Source organism: Streptomyces sp. BJ20 (genome assembly GCF_022869105.1).
In the GTDB taxonomy this organism is placed as follows: Bacteria; Actinomycetota; Actinomycetes; order Streptomycetales; family Streptomycetaceae; genus Streptomyces; species Streptomyces griseoincarnatus.
Map to the genome: position 1 here is coordinate 2,451,624 of NZ_CP094918.1, position 19,647 is coordinate 2,471,270.

The following is a 19,647-nucleotide window of genomic DNA, read 5'->3' on the forward strand; positions in this document are numbered from 1 at the left end:
GAGGGTGGCGTCGTCCCGCAGTACGCGCTTACCCTGCGTGCGGCAGTGGCCGAGGCCGCCGGCCCGGAGCGGGTGGTGCGCAGGGCCGGACGACGCGAACACCTGGGGCAGGGGATGCAGTTCACCACCCGACCGACCCTCCAGGGCACCTTCGGCATGGTGTCCTCCACCCACTGGCTGGCCTCCCAGTCCGCCATGGCCGTCCTCGAGGACGGCGGCAACGCCTACGACGCCGCCGTCGCCGGCGCCTTCGTGCTGCACGTCGTCGAACCCCACCTCAACGGCCCGGCCGGCGAGGTGCCCATGATCCTCGCCCCCGCCGGCGGGGACGTCCGGGTGCTGTGCGGGCAGGGCGTCGCCCCGGCCGGCGCGACCGTCGCCCACTACAAGGGGCTCGGCCTCGGCCTCGTCCCCGGCACCGGACCCCTCGCCGCCGCCGTGCCCGGCGCCTTCGACGCCTGGATGCTCCTGCTGCGCGACCACGGCACCAAGTCCCTCGCCGACGTCCTCAAGTACGCCGTCGCCTACGCCGAGGACGGCCACCCGCCCGTGGAGCGGGTCGGCGAGACCGTGGAGACCGTACGCGAGCTGTTCGAGACGGAGTGGACCACCTCCGCCGAGGTCTACCTGCCCGGCGGGCGCCCGCCGCGCCCCGGCGAGCTCTTCCGTAACCCCGCCCTCGCCGCCACCTGGAAGCGGCTCCTCGCCGAGGTCGCGGGAGCCGGCGGCCGGGAGGCGCAGATCGAAGCCGCCCGCGACGTGTGGCGGACCGGCTTCGTCGCGGAGGCCCTGGTCCGGCAGGCCGCCCGGCCCACCCTCGACACCAGCGGGAAGCACCACACCGGCACCCTCACCGCCGACGACCTCGCCGCCTGGTCCGCCGGCTACGAGGACCCGGTGACGTACGACTTCGACGGCTGGACCGTGTGCAAGGCGGGCCCCTGGAGCCAGGGCCCGGCGCTCCTCCAGCAACTCGCACTGCTTCCGGACGAGTTGCCGCCCTACGGCTCGGCCGCCTATCAGCACCTGCTGATCGAGAACTGCAAGCTCGCCATGGCCGACCGCGAGGCCTGGTACGGCGACGCCGCCGACGTACCGCTCGACGACCTGCTGTCCGCCGCGTACAACGCCGAGCGGCGCGCCCTGGTCGGCCCGCGCGCCTCCCACGAGCTGCGCCCCGGCAGCCCCGGCGGCCGCGCCCCCCGGCTCGCCGCCCACGCGCGCGTCGTCGCCACCGACGATCCCGGCTTCAGCCCCATGGGCGTCGGCGAGCCGACCGTCGCCAAGAGCCCCACCTCGCCCGTGCCCGGCGAGCCGGAGGTCTCCGCCGACGGCGCCACCCGCGGCGACACCTGCCACCTCGACATCGTCGACCGCTGGGGCAACATGATCTCCGCCACGCCCAGCGGCGGCTGGCTCCAGTCCAACCCCGTCGTGCCCGAGCTGGGCTTCCCGCTCGGCACCCGGCTCCAGATGACCTGGCTGGAGGAGGGCCTGCCCAACAGCCTCACCCCGGGCCGCCGCCCCCGCACCACGCTCACTCCGTCCCTCGCCCTGCGCGACGGCGTGCCGGTCATGGCGTTCGGCACGCCCGGCGGCGACCAGCAGGACCAGTGGCAGCTGCACTTCTTCCTCGCCGTCGCCCTGCGCGCGAAGGTGCGCGGCGGGCTCGACCTCCAGGGCGCCATCGACGCCCCGAACTGGCACAACGACAGCTTCCCCGGCTCGTTCTACCCGCGCGGCATGCGGCCCGGCAGCGTCACCGTCGAGTCCCGCACCGACCCGGAGGTCGTCGAGGAGCTGCGCCGCCGCGGCCACGCCGTCACCGTCGGCGACGCCTGGTCCGAGGGCCGGCTCTGCGCGGTCGCCCGCGACCCGGAGACCGGCATCCTCTCCGCGGCCGCCAACCCGCGCGGCCAGCAGGGGTACGCGGTGGGCCGCTGAACCCATGCCACCGGGTGCGGGCGGCCCATTTCCGCGCCGCCCGCACCCGAGATCGTCCCGAGGCGTGGCGGGGCTGTCGGTGCGGCGTGCTCTCATGGACGAGTGATCGAGACCCACGCGACCATCGACCAGTTCCTCACCCGGTACGCCCACGACGTGGAGGCCGCGGTCCGGGAGGCCGCCGCGCGGGAGATCGTGCCGCGCTGGCGCCGTCTCGCCGCCCACGAGGTGGACCGCAAGACCGGGCCGCACGACGTGGTGACCGACGCCGACCGCGAGGCCGAGCGGCGCCTCACGGCGGAGCTGCCCCGCCTGCTGCCCGGATCCGTGGTGGTCGGCGAGGAAGGCGTGCACGCCGACCCGTCGTCGTACGAGGCGATACGGGGGGACGCGCCGGTGTGGATCGTCGACCCCGTCGACGGCACGCGCCAGTTCGTGCGCGGCGAGACCGGCTACTGCACGCTGGTCGCCCTCGCCCTGCACGGCGTGGTGCAGGCCTCCTGGACGTACGCCCCGGCCCTCGGCCTGCTGGCCACCGCCGTGCGCGGACAGGGCGCCCGCCTCGACGGCGAGCCGCTGCGCTCCGGCTCCCCGGAGCCCGGCCGGGAGATCCGCGTCGCCACCTCCCACCCGGACTTCACCACCGACGAGCAGAAGCGCGCCCTCCTCGGCCTGCGCACCGACGGCGTGGCCCCGCGCCCCTGCGGCTCGGCCGGACTCGAGTACCTGGCGGTGGCCCGGGGCGAGCTGGACGCCACCGCGTTCAGCTGGGAGCTGGCCTGGGACCACGCGGCCGGTCTGCTGCTGGTGGAGGAGGCGGGCGGCGCCCACCTCACCCGCGCGGGCACGCCCTTCGACATCCGAGGCGGCAACACGCTGCCGTTCACCGCGGCGCGGGACGAGGCCACCGCGCGGCGGGTGGTGGAGCTGCTGTCCGCGGCCGTGTGACCGTGCGGGAGGCCGGGCGGTGCGGTGCGGGTGACCGGACGCCGTCCGGTCCCGCGCGCGGCCCGGCATATCCTGATCCTCTGTGGCCGTCGGCTGACGAAGGAGTCCGAAGGTGCCGTCGATGCTCGATGCGGTCGTGGTGGGGGCGGGGCCGAACGGGCTGACCGCCGCCGTGGAACTGGCCAGGCGTGGCTTCTCGGTGGCCCTCTTCGAGGCCAAGGGGACCGTCGGCGGCGGCGCCCGCACCGAGGAGCTGACCCTCCCCGGCTTCCGGCACGACCCCTGCTCCGCCGCCCACCCCCTCGCCGTCAGCTCGCCCGCCTTCCGCGGCCTGCCGCTGGAGCGGTACGGCCTGGAGTGGCTGCACCCCGAGCTGCCCATGGCCCACCCCTTCCCGGACGGCACGGCGGCCGTGCTGTCCCGCTCGGTCGGCGAGACGGCCGCCTCCTTCGGGCCGCGCGACGCCGGCGCGTACCGGCGGCTCGTGACGCCCTTCCTGCACCGCTGGGACACCCTGGTCCGCGACTTCATGTCGCTGCCGCTGACCGCGCTGCCGCGCGACCCGGTCACCCTCGCCCGGTTCGGCCTCGTCGGCCTGCCCCCGTCGACCTGGCTGGCCCGCCGCTTCCGCGACGAGCGCGCCCGCACCCTCTTCGCCGGCCTCGTCGCCCATGTGATGGCCCCGCTCAGCGGCTTCGCCACCTCGGCCATAGGCCTGGTGTTCGCCCTCGCCGCCCACACCCGCGGCTGGCCCGTCGCCCGGGGCGGCTCCCAGGCCATCTCCGACGCCCTCGCCGCGTACCTGCGCGAACTCGGCGGCACCGTGCACACCGACTACGAGGTCAAACGGCTCGACGACCTGCCCCCGGCGCGGGCGTACGTCTTCGACACCTCGCCCACCGCGCTGGCCCGTATCGCCGGCTTCGGCGACCACTACGCCCGCTACCGCTACGGACCCGGCGTCTTCAAGATCGACTACGCGCTCGACGGGCCCGTCCCGTGGACCGCCCCCGAGGCGCGCAGGGCCGGGACCGTGCAGATCGGCGCGGACAGCGCGGAGATCGGCGCCGCCCTGCGCGCCGCGTCCCGGGAGAAGCACGCCCCCGACGCGCCGTTCCTCATCACCGTGCAGCCCTCCGTCGTCGACCCCACCCGCGCCCCCGAAGGCAAGCACGTCTTCTGGGCCTACGGGCACGTCCCGCACGGCTGGACCGGCGACCTCACCGACGCGATCGAGCGCCAGCTGGAGCGGTTCGCGCCCGGCTTCCGCGACCGCGTCCTGGCCCGCGCCACCGCGGGCCCGCCCGAACTGGCCGCGCGTAACGCCAACTACGTCGGCGGCGACATCGCGACCGGCGCCGTCTCCGGGCTCCAGACGCTGCTGCGCCCCAAGCTGTCGCTGTTCCCGTACGCGACACCGCACCCCGCCGTGTTCATCTGCTCGCAGGCCACCCCGCCCGGTCCCGGCGTGCACGGCATGCCCGGGCACAACGCCGCCAAGGCGGTGTGGAGGAGGCTCCGCCAGACATGACGACCCCCAGGATCTCCCTCGTGCAGGGCGACATCACCCGGCAGAGCGCCGACGCGATCGTCAACGCGGCCAACTCGTCCCTCCTCGGCGGAGGCGGCGTCGACGGCGCGATCCACCGGCGGGGCGGCCCGGAGATCCTTGCCGAGTGCCGCGCCCTGCGCGCCTCCCGGTTCGGCAGGGGGCTCCCGACGGGACAGGCGGTCGCCACCACCGCCGGCCGGCTGGACGCGCGCTGGGTGATCCACACGGTCGGCCCGGTGCACAGCGCGACGGAGGACCGCTCCCCGCTCCTCGCCTCCTGCTACCGCGAGTCCCTGCGCGTCGCCGGTGAACTGGGCGCCCGCACGGTCGCCTTCCCCGCCGTCTCCACGGGCGTCTACCGCTGGCCTCTGGACGACGCGGCCCGCATCGCCGTGGGAACGGTCCGCACCACGGACACGTCGGTCGAGGAGATCACCTTCGTCCTCTTCGACGAACGGGCGTACGAGGCGTTCGCGGCGGCGGTCGGCTGACGGGGGCGCGTCGACGCCCCCGCGTGCCGTCACCTGACGCCCTCGCCTCTCCCGCCGACCACGCGGCCCGTACCGGACAGGCCGCTCTTCACGCCCGCCGCGTCGTCCGGCCACAGCTCAGGCGACGCCCGCGACTCCGGCGGTTCCGGCCTGACCCGAGGCGCCGACACCGGCCGGGTCGGCGGCGGTCCCGGCCCCGACGCGGACCTCAGAGCCCCCGCGGGCGCCGGTCCGCCTCCGCCGCGTCGGCGACCGCCTCCGCCGCCGCCTGGGCCGCCTCCGCCGTGTCGTCGGCGGCCTTGGCCGCGGCCTCGTCGTCGGCGGCAGGCTTCGCCCGGGTGGCCGGGGACGGCGGCAGCGACTCGCTGAACGCCTTCGACACCCCCTGCAGCGCCGTCGTGATCTCGCTCGGGATCACCCAGAAGTTGTTGCCCTGCCCCTGCGCGAGCTGGGGGAGCGCCTGGAGGTACTGGTAGGCGAGCAGCTTCGGGTCGGGGTCGTTGCGGTGGATCGCCTGGAACACCTCGTCGATGGCGCGCGACTGGCCCTCGGCCTCCAGGATCGCGGCGGTCCGGTTGCCCTCCGCACGCAGCACGGCCGCCTGCTTGTCGCCCTCCGCCGTGAGGATCTGCGACTGGCGCTGCCCCTCGGCGCCCAGGATCGCCGCCCGCTTGTCCCGCTCGGCCCGCATCTGCTTCTGCATGGCCTCCTTGATGGACTGCGGCGGGTCGATGGCCTTGATCTCCACGCGGTTGACCCGCAGCCCCCACTTCCCGGTCGCCTCGTCGAGCACCCCGCGCAGCTGGCTGTTGATGGTGTCCCGGGAGGTGAGCGTCTTCTCCAGGTCCATGGAGCCGACCACGTTGCGCAGCGTGGTGACGGTCAGTTGCTCCACCGCCTGGAGGAAGCTGGCGATCTCGTAGAAAGCGGCGCGCGGGTCGGTGACCTGGAAGTACAGCACGGTGTCGATCTCGACGACCAGGTTGTCCTCGGTGATGACCGGCTGCGGCTTGAAGGACACGACCTGTTCGCGCAGGTCGATCTGCGGGTGCACCCGGTCGATGTACGGGATGACGAGGTTGAGACCGGGGGTCAAGGTCTTGTGGTAGCGGCCCAGCCGCTCCACGTTGCGGGCGCGCGCCTGGGGCACGATGCGCACCGCCCGGATCACCGTGAAGATCGCGAGCAGGGCCACCAGCAGCCCGGCGACGAGAGGGGCGGAGATGTCCATGGCTTCAGTCCCGTGGGTAGACGATCGCGGTGGCGCCACTGATCTCGATGACGTCGACGGTCGTGCCGGGCGAGATCACCAGTGTTTCGTCGTAACTGCGGGCCGTCCACTCCTCGCCGTCGATGCGGATCCTGCCGTCGGTGCCCGACACGGCCGTCAGCACCTGCGCGGGCTTGCCCACGAGCGCGTCCACACCGAAGCGCGTACGCTGCGGGCGCTGGAGGTGACGCAGGGCGAGCGGCCGGACGAACAGCAGCGTGACGGCGGCGAGGACGGCGTACGCGAGCAGTTGGACCCACAGCGGCAGACCCACCGCCGCGACACCCGCCGTGACCAGCGCGGCCGCGCTCAGCATGCCGAGGGCGGCGGTGAGGGTGAAGATCTCCGCCACGGCCAGGACGGCCGCGACGATCAGCCAGATCAGCCAAGGGTCCATGTCGCGCCTCTTCTCACCCGGGGTGGAGGGCTTCGGCCGGCGCCGGCCGGCACAGAGGGAGAGCCGGCACCTTTGCCACCACTTTACCCAGTCGCGGCCCGGGTGCCGAGGTCCGTGCACCGAGCATTCCCGCCGTACATGTCCGGCACGCCTCGAATTGGGTGATGGCCCTGATGGCGTGGACCCACCCGCTCGGGTGAGGGTTCGAACGGCCCCCTTGATCCCTTCGACGCCGGTGCCCGCCGGGCGTGTATGTGCGCCTGTGCCGCCCCGCCCGGTGTGATCGTGATGCACAGCGCCGTGGACGGGACCGGGATGGCGGCGACCGACGGACGACCGAGGACGGTACGAGGAACTGATCGATGACCCTGCCCGAGCTGTACGTGACGCTGCTCATCGCGGGCACGGTGCTGCTGGCCAGCATCGCCGCCGCCCGCACCGCGCACCGGGCGGGTCTGCCCAGTCTGCTGCTCTTCCTCGCGGTGGGGATCGTGGCCGGCGAGGACGGGCTCGGCCTGGCCTTCGACGACGTCCAGCTCGCGCAGGCGCTCGGTACCGCGGCCCTGGCCGTGATCCTCGTGGAAGGTGGTCTGACCACCCAGTGGAGCGACGTCCGCAGACTGGTGGCGCCCGCGGGCGTGCTGGCCACCGTGGGTGTGTTCCTGTCCGTACTGGTCACCGCCTCGGGCGCCCACTTCCTGCTCGGTCTGGACTGGAACGTGGCGCTGCTGCTCGGCGCGATCGTCTCCTCGACGGACTCGGCCGCCGTCTTCTCCGTGCTGCGGGCGCTGCCCCTGCCCCGGAAGCTGACCGGACTCGTGGAGGCGGAGTCCGGCTTCAACGACGCGCCCACCATCATCCTCGTCCTGGTCTTCTCCACCACCACCTCCGACGTCCCGGCGATCGGCCCCCTCTTCGGCAACCTGCTGTTCCAGCTGGCGGCCGGCGGCACGCTCGGCGTGCTGATCGGACTCCTGGGCTCCGTCGCCCTGCGCCACATCGCCCTGCCCGCCACGGGCCTCTACCCGCTGGCCACGGTCGGCTTCGGCATCACCGCCTTCGCCGCCGCCGGCGCGGTCGGCGCGAGCGGCATCATCGCCGCCTATCTGTCGGGGCTGGTCCTCGGCAACTCCCAGCTCCCGCACCGCGCCGCCACCCGGTCCTTCGCCGAGGGCGCCGGCTTGCTGGCCCAGATCGGCCTGTTCGTGATGCTCGGCCTGCTCGTCGATCCCAGCGAGCTGTCCGGGGCGGTACTGCCGGCCCTCGTCGTCGGCCTGGTGCTGCTGCTCGTCGCCCGCCCCGTCTCGGTGCTGCTGTGCCTGCTGCCGTTCCGCATCCCGCTCCGGCAGCAGGCGTTCATCTCCTGGGCGGGTCTGCGCGGCGCGGTGCCCATCGTGCTCACCACCTTCCCGGTGGTGGAGGAGGTGCCGCACGCCCGCGAGATCCTCAACATCGTGTTCGTGCTGGTGGCCCTGTTCACCCTGCTCCAGGGCCCCACCCTGCCCGCCGTCGCCCGCCGCCTCGGCCTGGTGCGTACGGACGCGCTGCGCGAGATCCAGGTGGAGGCCGCGCCCCTCGACGTCCTGGACGCCGACCTGCTCACGGTGGCCATCCCGGAGGGCTCCCACCTGCACGGGGTCGCCGTCTTCGAGCTGCGGCTGCCGCACCCGGCCGTCGTCACCCTGATCGTCCGCGAGGGCGCCACGCTGGTGCCCGACCGCGACACCGTGCTGTGCGCCGGCGACGAGGTCCTGCTCGTCGCCACCCCGGAGACCCGTGAGGACGCCGAGCGCCGGTTGCGGGCCATCGGCCGGCGCGGCAAGCTCGCCCGCTGGCTCGGCGAACACGGCACGCCGGAACCGGAGGGCACCGTCACGAGCGGCTGACCGCACGGCACCCCGTGATCCAGAGAGGAGAGCACTGAACCACCACGACCGAACAGAGTCCGACGGCATCATTGCTTCGTTTGTGTGCGAGTCCTAGGGTGTGGCGGGCTCAGTAGTCGCACCGTCACCACCCGTCGTGGTTCTCCTCCGGCGTGACGTCGCCGCCGTGACGCCGCGCCGCCGGGGGATCCGGCGTGCCCTCAGTCCGTGCAGTGCCCTGTCGCACCGAGGAAGGCCACGGTCATGCCGCACCCGCACGTGTCTCCCGCCGAAGGTCCCGCCCGCCCCGTCGTCAGCCGCCGCCGTCTCCTGGAGTCCGGCGCCGCCGTGCTCGGCGCCCTCGCGCTCGCCGCCCCCTCCGGAGCCGCGCACGCGGCCGGCCCGCGCCCGCAGGCCGACGACGGCCCACCGGAGTGGAACGACTTCGGCGTCTTCCGCCTCGGCACCGAACCCCCGCACACCACGCTCATGCCGTACGCCGGCGTACCGCAGGCGCTCGCGGCCGACCGCACCCGCTCGCCGTACCGGCTGGACCTGGACGGCACCTGGAAGTTCGCCTACGCGGACCGGCCCGAGGACCGCGACCCCGACTTCCACCGCACCGACACCGACGACCGTGGCTGGGACACGATCCCGGTCCCGTCGGTGTGGCAGATGCACGGCCACGACTTCCCGATCTACCTGAACATCACCTACCCCTACTGGGGCCCCAACGGCCGCGGCGAGGAGCCCCAGCCGCCCGCCGCGCCCACCCGCTACAACCCCGTGGGCCAGTACCGCCGCACCTTCACCGTCCCGCGCGACTGGCGCGGCCGCCGCGTCTTCCTGCACTTCGAGGGCGTCAAGTCCGCGCACTACGTGTGGATCAACGGAGAACTCGTCGGCTACGACGAGGACTCCTACACCCCCTCCGAGTACGACGTCACCGACCACCTCCGCCCCGGAACCAACCAGATCGCGGTCGAGGTGTACCGCTACTCCGACGGCGACTGGCTGGAGGACCAGGACATGATCCGGCTGAGCGGCATCTTCCGCTCGGTCCACCTCTTCTCCACCCCGCCCGTGCACCTGCGCGACTTCAAGCTGGAGACACCGCTCGACGACACGTACACCGCCGCCGAGCTGGACGTCACCGCGCATGTGCGGGCGTACGGCGAGGGCGCGGGCGGCGGCCGGTACACCGTCGAGACGCAGCTCTACGACGCGCGCGGGCACGCCGTGTGGTCCCGGCCGCTGCGGCAGACCGCCGACCTCGGTTCCGTGGAGGCCGGCCGGGACGTCACCGTACGGGCGTCGCGGGCGGTGCCCGAGCCGCGGCTGTGGTCGGCGGAGGAGCCGTACCTCTACACGGCCGTCCTCCGGCTCCGTGACCCGGCCGGCGCGGTCGTCGAGACCCTCTCCCACCGGGTGGGGATCCGGGAGTTCGCGCTCAAGGACGGGCTGATGCGGATCAACGGCCGCCCCGTGTCCTTCCGCGGCACCAACCGCCACGAGATGCACCCGGCCCGCGGCACCGCCCTCACCCGCGAGGACATGGTCCGGGACATCACGATCGTCAAGCGGCTCAACATGAACTCCGTCCGCACCTCGCACTACCCGGACAACCCGCTCTGGTACGAACTCGCCGACGCGTACGGCCTCTACCTCGTCGACGAGACCAACCTCGAGACCCACGGCATCCGCGACCGCTACCCGGGCGACCACCCCGACTGGACCGCCGCCTGCGTCGCCCGCGCGCAGAACATGGTCCACCGCGACAAGAACCACCCCTCGGTGGTCGTCTGGTCGCTCGGCAACGAGGCCGGCGGCGGCTCCACCTTCACCGCCATGCACGACTGGATCCGCTCCTACGACGCCACCCGTGTCATCCAGTACGAGGGCGACGACCGGCCCGGCATCAGCGACATCCGCTCCCGCATGTACGAGAGCCCCGACCGTGTCGAGCAGCGCGCCCTGGACACCGCCGACACCCGGCCGTACGTCATGATCGAGTACTCCCACGCGATGGGGAACTCCAACGGCAACTTCGGGAAGTACTGGGACGTCGTGCGCCGTCACGACGTCCTCCAGGGCGGCTGGATCTGGGACTTCGCCGACCAGTCCCTCCACACCCCGGTACCCGGACGCGTCCTGCTCACCGAGTCGGGGCCGGCCGCGCTGCGCGGCGAGATCCTCGCCACCCGAGGCCGCCTCGACCGGGACAAGGGCCTGTCCGGCATCACCGTCTTCGAACGGCACGACAGCCTCGACCTCACCGGCTCCCTCACCCTGGAGGCGTGGTTCACCCCGGGCGTGCCCGGCTACCACCAGCCGATCGTGGCCAAGGGCGACACCCAGTACGCGCTCAAGCAGACCGACCGCAGGGTGGAGTTCTTCATCCACTCCGACGGCCAGTGGATCGCCGTCAACTGGACGGTTCCGGACGACTGGAGTGGCAGGGAGCACCATGTCGCGGGCGTCTTCGACGCCGGCACCGGCACCCTCGGCCTGTACGTCGACGGCGCGGTCCGTGCCACCCGCACCACCGACCGCCGGCCCACCAGCAACACCGCCCCGCTGTCCCTCGCCTCCGACACCGACAACCAGACCCGGGAGTTCGACGGCACGATCCGCCGGGCCCGCGTCTACGCCCGCGCCCTCACCACCGCCGAACTGGGCTCGGAGGACCGGACGCCCGGCGACGAGGGCGTGCGCTTCTGGTTCGACGCCGCCACCGTGAGGACGGAGCGGAAACGCCCCGAGGCCAGGACCTTCCTGGCATACGGCGGGGACTGGGGCGACAACCCCAACGACGGCGCGTTCGTCGCGGACGGCATCGTCACCGCCGACCGCGAGCTCGGAGGCAAGGCGGCCGAGATCAAACGCGTCCACCAGGCCGTCGGCGCCGTCCGCACCCCCGGCGGCGGACCGGGCGCGGTCACCCTCACCAACGAGTACCTGTTCACCAACCTCCGTGACTTCGACGGCCGGTGGGAGCTGGTCGCGGACGGGGAGGTGACCGGCCGCGGACGCTTCACCCGGGACCAGCTCGACCTGGAGCCGCTGTCCGAGAAGCGCGTCGGCCTGCCCGTGCGCCTGCCCCGCGATCCGGCCCCGGGCACGGAGTTCTTCCTCCAGCTGTCCTTCACCACGCGGGAGCGCACACCCTGGGCGGAGCCCGGTTTCGAGGTGGCCCGGCATCAGCTCCCGCTCGACGCGGACACCCCGGCGGTCGTGCCCGTGCCCCTGTCCCGCGTCCCGGCGCTGCAGCACGAGACCCGTGACGAGGACGTCCGCATCACGGGCCAGGGCTTCTCGGTCACCGTCGACCGCCGAACCGGCCTCCTCACCGACTACGAGGCCGACGGCACCCGCCTCCTCACCTCCGGGCCGGCGCCCAACTTCTGGCGGGCGCCCACCGACAACGACCGGGGCAACGGCCAGCACCTGCGCAACCAGACCTGGCGCGACGCGGGCGCCCGCCGCACGGTCACCGGCGTCACCGTGCGGCCGCTCGGCGACCGCGCCGTCGAGGTCCGCGTCACCGGCACCCTCCCCACCACCGTCGAGTCGCGGTACTCCACGACGTACACGGTCTTCGGCCACGGCGAGATCAAGGTGGACCACACCCTCCGCCCGGGCGCCGCGAACCTGCCGTATCTCCCCGAGGTCGGTTCCCTGCTGTTCCTGCCCCGCCGCCTGGACCGGCTGCACTGGTACGGGCGTGGCCCCGAGGAGAACCACTGGGACCGCAACGCCGGTACCGATGTGGGCCGTTGGTCCTCGACCGTGGCCGAGCAGTGGACCCCGTACATCCGTCCGCAGGAGAACGGCAACAAGACCGACGTGCGCTGGGCCGCGCTGACCGACCGGACCGGACGGGGGCTGCTGGTGACGGGTGAACCCCTCGTCGAGATCAATGCCTCGCACTTCACCCCGGAGGACCTGTCCGCGGGCGTCCGGCACGACTACCAGCTCACCCCCCGTGACGCGGTCGTCCTGCGGGTCAACCACCGGCAGATGGGCGTGGGCGGCGACAACAGCTGGGGTGCGCACACCCACGACGAGTTCAAGCTCTTCGCCGACCGCGACTACGCCTACACCTACCGGCTGCGCCCGCTCACCGACGTGGACCGGGCGCACACCCTGTCCCGCCGGCCCACCGCCGTCGAATAGCGCGGCACACTCGGGGGAGCCCGGGGTAACCGGGCTCCCATGGGTGACATCATGGTCGGCGCCTGCTCCTGGACGGACCGCCAACTCGTCGCGAGCGGCTGGTACCCGCGCGGGCGGCGCGACGCGGAAGGGCGGCTGCGGCACTATGCGGAGCGGCTGCCGGTCGTCGAAGTGGACTCCGGCTACTACGCGTTGCCGCGCCGCCGCAACAGCGAGCTGTGGGTGGAACGCACCCCGGACGGCTTCCGCTTCGACGTCAAGGCGTTCTCCCTGCTGACCGGCCACCCCACCCGGCCCGAGGCGCTTCCGGCCGACCTGCGCGACCGGGTGCCCGCGCGTGGTCCCGCCGCTCCGGCCCTGCTGGACGAGGTGTGGGGCCGCTTCGCGGAGGCCGTCGACCCCCTGCGCGCGGCCGGACGGCTGGGGGCCGTGCTGTTCCAGTTCCCCCCGTGGTTCACCCCCGGCGCCCCGGCCGAACGCTTCCTGGAGGACTGCGCGGCACGCACCAAAGGCTGGCCGCTCGCCGTGGAGTTCCGCCACCCCGCCTGGTGGACCGCCGAACGCGCCGACGAGACGCGTGAGTTGCTGACCTCCCTGGACGTGACGGCGGTGGGCACCGACATGGCGCAGGGCCTCCCCGCCTCGCTGCCGCCCCTGGTCCCCGTCACCCGGCCCGCCGTGGCCGTCGTACGGTTCCACGGCCGCAACGCGGCGTGGGGGAGGGGCAGCAAGGAGGACCGCTTCCGCCACGACTACGACGTCACGGAGCTCGCCGCGTGGGCGCCCCGCCTGCGCCGGGCGGCACAGCAGGCGGACGAGCTGCACGTCCTGTTCAACAACTGCTGCGGCGACGCGGCCGTGCGGGCGGCGGAGACGATGCGCGACCTGCTGGCCCCACCCCGGAGACGGTGATCCGAGGAACCGCAGGACACCGGACGTTGATGTCGGATTCCCGCCAGACCCCGGCAGGTCCCGTGCCGGATCCTTGAGGCATGCACCAGGGGATGCACACCGACACCGAGCGCTGCGTGCGCGCCGTGCAGTCGAAGGACGCGCGGTTCGACGGCTGGTTCTACACCGCCGTCCTCACCACCGGCATCTACTGCCGGCCCAGCTGCCCTGCGGTTCCGCCCAAGCCGGAGCACATGGTGTTCCACCCGAGCGCCGCCGCCTGCCAGCAGGCCGGATTCCGGGCGTGCAAGCGCTGCCGCCCCGACACCAGCCCCGGCTCCCCGGAGTGGAACGTACGCGCCGACCTCGTCGCCCGCACCATGCGGCTGATCGCCGACGGCGTCGTGGACCGCGAGGGCGTCACCGGACTCGCCGCCCGCCTCGGCTACAGCACCCGGCAGATCGAACGCCAGCTGTTCGCCGAACTGGGAGCGGGCCCCCTCGCCCTGGCCCGCGCCCAGCGGGCGCAGACGGCGCGGCTGCTCGTCGAGACGACCGGCCTGCCGATGGCGGACGTCGCCTTCGCGGCCGGCTTCTCCTCCGTGCGCACCTTCAACGACACCGTGCGCGAGGTGTTCGCGCTCTCCCCGAGCGAGCTGCGCACCCGGGCGCCGAAACACGCGGCCGCCGCCACACCCGGGGTGATCACGCTGCGCCTGCCGTTCCGTGCCCCGCTCCACCCCGACAACCTCTTCGGCCACCTCGCCGCCACCGCCGTACCCGGCGTCGAGGAGTGGCTCCCGCGCAGCCCTGAAGGCGTGGGCGGTGACCCCGTCGGCGCCTACCGCCGCACGCTGCGCCTCCCGTACGGCCACGGCATCGTCGCCCTGGCCCCGCGCCCCGACCACATCGCCTGCCGGCTCGCCCTGAGCGACCCGCGGGACCTGACCGTCGCCATCAGCCGCTGCCGCCGCCTGCTCGACCTCGACGCGGACCCGGTCGCGGTGGACGAGCAGTTGCGCGCCGATCCCGCGCTCGCGCCCCTGGTCGACAAGGCGCCCGGACGCCGGGTGCCGCGCACGGTCGACGAGGCGGAGTTCGCCGTGCGCGCGGTCCTCGGACAGCAGGTGTCCACGGCCGCCGCCCGCACCCACGCGGCCCGCCTGGTCACCGCGCACGGCACACCCGTCGACGACCCCGAGGGCGGCCTCACCCACCTCTTCCCGGCACCGGAGCACCTGGCCGCGCTCGACCCGGACGCCCTCGCCATGCCCCGCACCCGGCGTGCCACCCTGACCACCCTGGTCCGCCGGCTCGCGGACGGCGACCTCCGCCTGGGCGCCGACAGCGACTGGCCCAAGACCCGCGCGGCACTCCTCGCCCTCCCCGGCTTCGGCCCCTGGACCGCCGACGTCATCGCCATGCGCGCCCTCGGCGACCCCGACGCCTTCCTCCCCACCGACCTCGGCGTCCGCCGTGCCGCCCGCGCCCTGGGCCTCCCGTCCACCCCGGCCGCCCTCACCACCCGGGCCGCCGCCTGGCGCCCCTGGCGCGCGTACGCCGTCCAGTACCTCTGGGCGACCGACAGCCACCCGATCAACGTCCTGCCGGCCTGACCGGCAGGGGAGGACCGATGCGACAGCACACCGTGACCGACAGCCCCTACGGCTCTCTGACCCTCGTCGCCGACGACGGTGTCCTCTGCGGCCTCTACATGGAGGGTCAGCGCCACCGCCCGCCGGAGGAGACCTTCGGCGCCCCCGACGACAGCCCCTTCACGGAGACGAAGGAACAGCTGGCCGCCTACTTCGCGGGCGAACTGACCGAGTTCACCGTCCCCCTGCGCCTGCACGGCACCGCGTTCCAGCTCCGCGTGTGGGACCAGCTCCGCCGCATCCCCTACGGCGAGACCCGCACCTACGGACAGCTCGCCGACCTCCTCGGCAACCCCAAGGCGTCCCGCGCCGTCGGCCTGGCCAACGGCCGCAACCCGGTCGGCGTCATCGTCCCCTGCCACCGCGTCATCGGCTCCACCGGCAGCCTCACCGGCTACGGCGGCGGTCTGCCCCGCAAACAGCGCCTGCTGGATTTCGAACGTGGAGCGGCTCTCTTCCAGGCGTGACTAAGCGGCGATCCGCCGCAGCAGCGCCGGCAGCGACGTGCCGATCGGTTCGCGGACGACCTCGTCCGCCAGGTCGTCGTACGGCGTCGGTTCCGCGTTGACGACGACCAGGCGGGCGCCGTGGTCGGCGGCGACCTGGGCGAGGCCCGCCGCGGGGTGGACCTGGAGACTGGTGCCGGCGGCTATGAAGAGGGTGCAGGCCTTCGTGACCGCCACCGCCTCGCCGAGCACCATGGGGTCCAGCGCCTCGCCGAACATCACCGTCGCCGGCTTGAGGATGCCGCCGCAGTCGACGCAGGGCGGGTCGTCCTCGCCGGCCGTCAGGCGGGCCAGGGCGTCCTCCATCGGCGTCCGCGCGTGGCACTTCGTGCAGACGACCATGCGCGCCGTGCCGTGCAGTTCCAGCACCTTGCGGTCCGGCATGCCGCCGAGCTGGTGCAGACCGTCCACGTTCTGCGTGATCACCCGTACCGCCGTCCCGGACCGCTCCAGCTCGGCCACCGCACGGTGCGCGGCGTTCGGCTCGGGCAGGGCGGCGAAGTTCTCCTGCCGCATCCGCCACGACCGGCGGCGGATCTCCGGGTCGGCCATGTAGTACTCGTACGTCACGAGCTTCTCGGCGTCCGGGTCGCGGCGCCACAGCCCGGCCGGTCCGCGGTAGTCGGGGATGCCGGAGTCCGTGCTGACGCCGGCGCCGGTCAGGAGGGCGACGAGGGGCTTGCTCATGCCGCGAGGGTAGGGCGGACGGGGCGCGCCCGGCGAGCCGATATCGCGCCGGTCAGTGCACGCGGCGGCCGTCCTCCAGCTCCGCCGTGCCCGAGCCGTCCGCCAGCACGTCGAGCGCGGCCAGCACCCGGCGGCCCAGGGAGCCCGGCAGGTGCGCGGTGATCTCCTCGCGCTCCACCAGCCGCCACGACAGCAGCTCCTCCTCCTGGAGCCGGATCGCCCTCAGCTCGTCCTCTCCGAGCACCCCGCCGTCGTACAGGTACGCCACGAGCGGCGGCACACCCGGCGTCCGCACCCAGTCCACCGCGAGGAGCCGGCCCAGCGGCCGGTCCAGGCCGATCTCCTCGGCCGTCTCCCGCCGCGCCCCGTCCCGCGGGCTCTCCCCCTCGTCCGACTCGACCGTGCCGCCGGGCAGGGCCCACCCCTCCCGGTAGTTCGGCTCGACGAGCAGCACCCGCCCCCGCACGTCCCGGAAGAGGGCGGCGGCCCCGGCGAGGACGCGGGGGAGGGAGGCGACGTAGCCGGCGAAGTCCTGGGTGTCCTGCGTGGTGGTCATGCGGGAAGGGTAACGGCGGCCGGGCGCCCCACCTGGGCCGCCGCGGCCCCGCCCGCCCGGCGCACGGCAGCACACGCCGTCCCGTGATCGACACGGCGGGCGCACACGCCGGAGCACGGCAGGCGGAGCCGTGCGGTCAGGCCTCCGCCTGCGCCAGCCGCAGCGTCCGCTCCGCCAGCTCGCTGATCCGCACCCCGTCGAACCCGAACACCGCACTGCGCACCGTGTCCTCCAGCGGCTCCTTCCACTGCGCCGGCATCGCGGCCGCCCCGCACATCACCCCCGCCACCGACCCGGCCGTCGCGCCGCCCGAGTCCGTGTCCAGACCGCCCCGCACGGTCAGCGCCACGCTCCGGGAGAAGTCGCCGTCGCCGTACAGCAGCCCCGCGGTGATGACGGCCGCGTTCGGGACCGTGTGGATCCAGCCCAGCCCCGCCGTCTCCTCCTCCAGCGTGGCCAGCGTGTCCTCCCACGGCAGCCCGCTCTCGTGCAGCGACGCCACCCGGCGCACCGTACGCGCCAGCCTGCTGCTCGCCGGGACCACCGCCAGCGCCTCGTCCACCGCCTCCCGCGCCGTCGCCGCCGTGAACGCCGCCGCGACCAGAGCCGCCGCCCACATCGCGCCGTACACCCCGTTGCCCGTGTGCGACAGCACCGCGTCCTTGCGGGCCAGCGCGGCGGCCCGGCGCGGCGCGCCCGGCGAGACCCAGCCGTGCACGTCGGCGCGGATCAGCGCGCCGATCCACTCCTGGTACGGGTTGTCGTACGTCGCCGTCAGCGGCGGCCGCAGCCCGGCCGCCAGGTTCCGGTACGCCGCCCGCTCCGCGGTGAACGTCTGGAGGTACGGCAGCCGCAGCAGCCACAGGTCGCCCACCTGCTCGGTGCTGAAGCCGAACCCGTGCGTCTCCAGCAGGTGCAGGCCGAGGATCGCGTAGTCGACGTCGTCGTCCCGGCAGCTGCCGTGCACCCGGCCCCGGACGCAGTGACGCCACTCCGGGCGCAGCGCCCGCTCCTCCTCCGCCGTCGGAGGTTCCGGCAGGTAGTCGGTCAGCGGCAGCGCGTCCGCGGCCCGCAGGTAGCGGTCGATGCGGTCCCGGGTCCACACCTCGCCCTGCTCCACCGGCTTGCCGAGCATGTTGCCGGCGATCCGGCCCAGCCAGCCGCCGAGTATGCGGTCGGCGAGCCCGGTCGCGGTGGTCACTTCGGTCGTGGCGGTCATGGGACCGGTCTACCCGTTTCCCGGGGGTTCCGTACCGGTCCACGGGCCGGTCGGTGCATGACGGGCACGGCGCCCGGCGGTTAGGGTCGCAGCGGCGCGACAGGCCCCGGCACGCGCGCGGGGCCCGATGAACGAGGGGAAGCCAAGTGGCGGACGCTGCAGGAAGCGGTACGCGTACGACGCCGTCGGCCCAGCGGGTGCTGGTCGCCGCGGACAAGTTCAAGGGGTCGCTGACGGCCGTGGAGGTCGCCGAGCGGGTCACCGCCGGGCTGCGCCGGGTCCGGCCGGACCTTCGGGTCGAGGCGCTGCCGGTGGCCGACGGCGGCGACGGCACCGTCGCGGCGGCCGTCGCGGCCGGGTTCGAGCGGCACGAGGTACGGGTCTGCGGACCTCTCGGCGACGAGGTGACCGCCGCCTACGCGCTGCGGGACGGCACCGCCGTCGTGGAGATGGCGGAGGCCAGCGGGCTGCAGCGGCTGCCGGAGGGCGTCTTCGCGCCGCTCACCGCGTCCACGTACGGCTCAGGGGAGCTGCTGCGGGCCGCGCTGGACGCGGGAGCGCGGAGCATCGTCTTCGGCGTCGGCGGCAGCGCGACCACCGACGGCGGGGCAGGGATGCTCGCCGCGCTCGGCGCGCGGTTCCTCACGGCGTCGGGCGAGCCGGTCGGGCCGGGGGGCGCCGCGCTGGCGGAGGTGGCGACCGCGGACCTGTCCGGTCTCGACCCGCGGCTGCGGGCGGTGGAGTTCGTGCTCGCCAGCGACGTCGACAACCCGCTGACCGGCCCGAAGGGCGCCGCCGCCGTGTACGGGCCGCAGAAGGGCGCCTCGCCGGAGGACGTGGAGCGGCTGGACGCGGCGCTGGGGCACTTCGCCGAGGTGCTGGACGCCGGGGCGGTGGCGGCGTCGCCGGGGGCGGGGGCCGCGGGCGGTATCGGGTTCGGGGCGCTGCTCGTGGGGGCGCGGTTCCGGCCCGGTATCGAGGTGATGCTGGACGTCCTGGGCTTCGCCGCCGCGCTGGAGCGGGCGGATCTGGTGATCACGGGGGAGGGGTCGCTGGACGAGCAGACGCTGCACGGGAAGGCGCCGGCGGGCGTCGCCGCGGCGGCTCGGGCGGCCGGGAGGGATGTGGTCGCGGTGTGCGGGCGGCTGGCGCTGGCGCCGGAGGTGCTGGGGCGGGCCGGCATGCGCAGGGCGTACGCCCTGACGGACGTGGAGCCGGACGTGGCGAAGTGCATCGCCGATGCGGGGCCGATCCTGGAACGCACGGCGGAACGCATCGCCCACGACTACCTGACCTGAACCGGGCGGTGTCAGGTCCCCCCGGGGCCCCGGTGGACCTGACACCCTCTCACCACACGCCGAGGCAGCGGTCCGAGCGCCACGGCGGGACCGTGTTGCGATCCTCCTCATCAGTGGTTCCATGGACATGAAGGCAAACCCACAGGTGGACGTCCCCGACGTCCTTGCCTGCGAGGAGTGGCGGCGTCACCG

At 74.1% G+C, this 19,647-nt stretch carries 15 protein-coding genes; 10 read left to right on the forward strand and 5 right to left on the reverse strand.

All coding sequences use genetic code 11. From position 1 onward, the window contains the following. Positions 1 to 114: 114 nt before the first annotated feature. The 4 genes from MTR79_RS11230 (at position 115) to MTR79_RS11245 (ending at position 4,935) form a co-directional block, all read left to right on the forward strand. Complete coding sequence (locus MTR79_RS11230; RefSeq protein WP_244793123.1) at positions 115 to 1,944, forward strand: gamma-glutamyltransferase; 1,830 nt, start codon at positions 115 to 117, stop codon at positions 1,942 to 1,944. 102 nt (positions 1,945 to 2,046) lie between these two features. Continuing rightward, on the forward strand, positions 2,047 to 2,892 hold the full coding sequence (locus MTR79_RS11235) for an inositol monophosphatase family protein (RefSeq protein WP_244789983.1): 846 nt from the start codon (positions 2,047 to 2,049) through the stop codon (positions 2,890 to 2,892). 121 nt (positions 2,893 to 3,013) lie between these two features. Next, entirely contained in the window at positions 3,014 to 4,423 is a 1,410-nt protein-coding gene (locus MTR79_RS11240) for an NAD(P)/FAD-dependent oxidoreductase (protein WP_048455585.1), read from the forward strand. After that, positions 4,420 to 4,935 carry an O-acetyl-ADP-ribose deacetylase gene (locus tag MTR79_RS11245; protein WP_244789984.1) on the forward strand — a complete coding sequence of 172 codons (516 nt, stop codon included), beginning with the start codon at positions 4,420 to 4,422 and terminating at the stop codon, positions 4,933 to 4,935. Before MTR79_RS11240 ends, MTR79_RS11245 begins: the two co-directional genes overlap by 4 nt. 208 nt (positions 4,936 to 5,143) lie before the next feature. On the opposite strand, the gene MTR79_RS11250 is transcribed toward MTR79_RS11245, so the two are convergent. Then, positions 5,144 to 6,166, reverse strand: coding sequence for an SPFH domain-containing protein (locus MTR79_RS11250; protein WP_086705135.1), 1,023 nt, complete (start codon positions 6,164 to 6,166; stop codon positions 5,144 to 5,146). 4 nt (positions 6,167 to 6,170) lie between these two features. Then, a complete protein-coding gene (locus tag MTR79_RS11255; RefSeq protein ID WP_086705136.1) occupies positions 6,171 to 6,602 on the reverse strand; it encodes an NfeD family protein in 432 nt (143 codons plus the stop codon). A gap of 362 nt (positions 6,603 to 6,964) precedes the next feature. Between MTR79_RS11255 and MTR79_RS11260 the strand changes: the two genes are divergently transcribed. The 5 genes from MTR79_RS11260 to MTR79_RS11280 all read left to right on the forward strand — a co-directional run bounded on the left by MTR79_RS11260 (position 6,965) and on the right by MTR79_RS11280 (position 15,656). Then, on the forward strand, positions 6,965 to 8,488 hold the full coding sequence (locus MTR79_RS11260; protein WP_244789986.1) for a potassium/proton antiporter: 1,524 nt from the start codon (positions 6,965 to 6,967) through the stop codon (positions 8,486 to 8,488). 243 nt (positions 8,489 to 8,731) lie between these two features. Then, positions 8,732 to 12,643, forward strand: a complete 3,912-nt coding sequence (locus tag MTR79_RS11265; protein WP_244789988.1) for a glycoside hydrolase family 2 TIM barrel-domain containing protein — start codon at positions 8,732 to 8,734, stop codon at positions 12,641 to 12,643. A 39-nt stretch (positions 12,644 to 12,682) separates the two neighbouring features. After that, positions 12,683 to 13,555, forward strand: coding sequence for a DUF72 domain-containing protein (locus MTR79_RS11270; protein ID WP_244789990.1), 873 nt, complete (start codon positions 12,683 to 12,685; stop codon positions 13,553 to 13,555). Between the two features lie 80 nt (positions 13,556 to 13,635). Then, positions 13,636 to 15,150: an AlkA N-terminal domain-containing protein gene (locus tag MTR79_RS11275; RefSeq protein WP_279952738.1), complete on the forward strand. Its 1,515-nt coding sequence runs from the start codon at positions 13,636 to 13,638 to the stop codon at positions 15,148 to 15,150. A gap of 17 nt (positions 15,151 to 15,167) precedes the next feature. Beyond that, the gene (locus tag MTR79_RS11280) at positions 15,168 to 15,656 is read left to right on the forward strand and encodes a methylated-DNA--[protein]-cysteine S-methyltransferase (protein ID WP_086705166.1); all 489 of its coding nucleotides are present in this window, start codon (positions 15,168 to 15,170) and stop codon (positions 15,654 to 15,656) included. Here MTR79_RS11280 and MTR79_RS11285 read toward each other — a convergent pair whose 3' ends face one another. The 3 genes from MTR79_RS11285 to MTR79_RS11295 all read right to left on the reverse strand — a co-directional run bounded on the left by MTR79_RS11285 (position 15,657) and on the right by MTR79_RS11295 (position 18,157). Further along, positions 15,657 to 16,382 (reverse strand): Sir2 family NAD-dependent protein deacetylase, encoded by a 726-nt coding sequence (locus MTR79_RS11285; RefSeq protein ID WP_086705167.1) that lies wholly within the window; start codon positions 16,380 to 16,382, stop codon positions 15,657 to 15,659. Positions 16,383 to 16,434: 52 nt separating this feature from the next. Beyond that, entirely contained in the window at positions 16,435 to 16,938 is a 504-nt protein-coding gene (locus tag MTR79_RS11290; protein WP_189363568.1) for an NUDIX hydrolase, read from the reverse strand. Between the two features lie 136 nt (positions 16,939 to 17,074). Further along, on the reverse strand, positions 17,075 to 18,157 hold the full coding sequence (locus MTR79_RS11295; RefSeq protein ID WP_086705169.1) for an ADP-ribosylglycohydrolase family protein: 1,083 nt from the start codon (positions 18,155 to 18,157) through the stop codon (positions 17,075 to 17,077). A 197-nt stretch (positions 18,158 to 18,354) separates the two neighbouring features. Here MTR79_RS11295 and MTR79_RS11300 point away from each other — a divergent pair, with 197 nt between their 5' ends. Next, a complete protein-coding gene (locus tag MTR79_RS11300) occupies positions 18,355 to 19,455 on the forward strand; it encodes a glycerate kinase (protein ID WP_244793127.1) in 1,101 nt (366 codons plus the stop codon). Positions 19,456 to 19,647 lie beyond the last annotated feature (192 nt).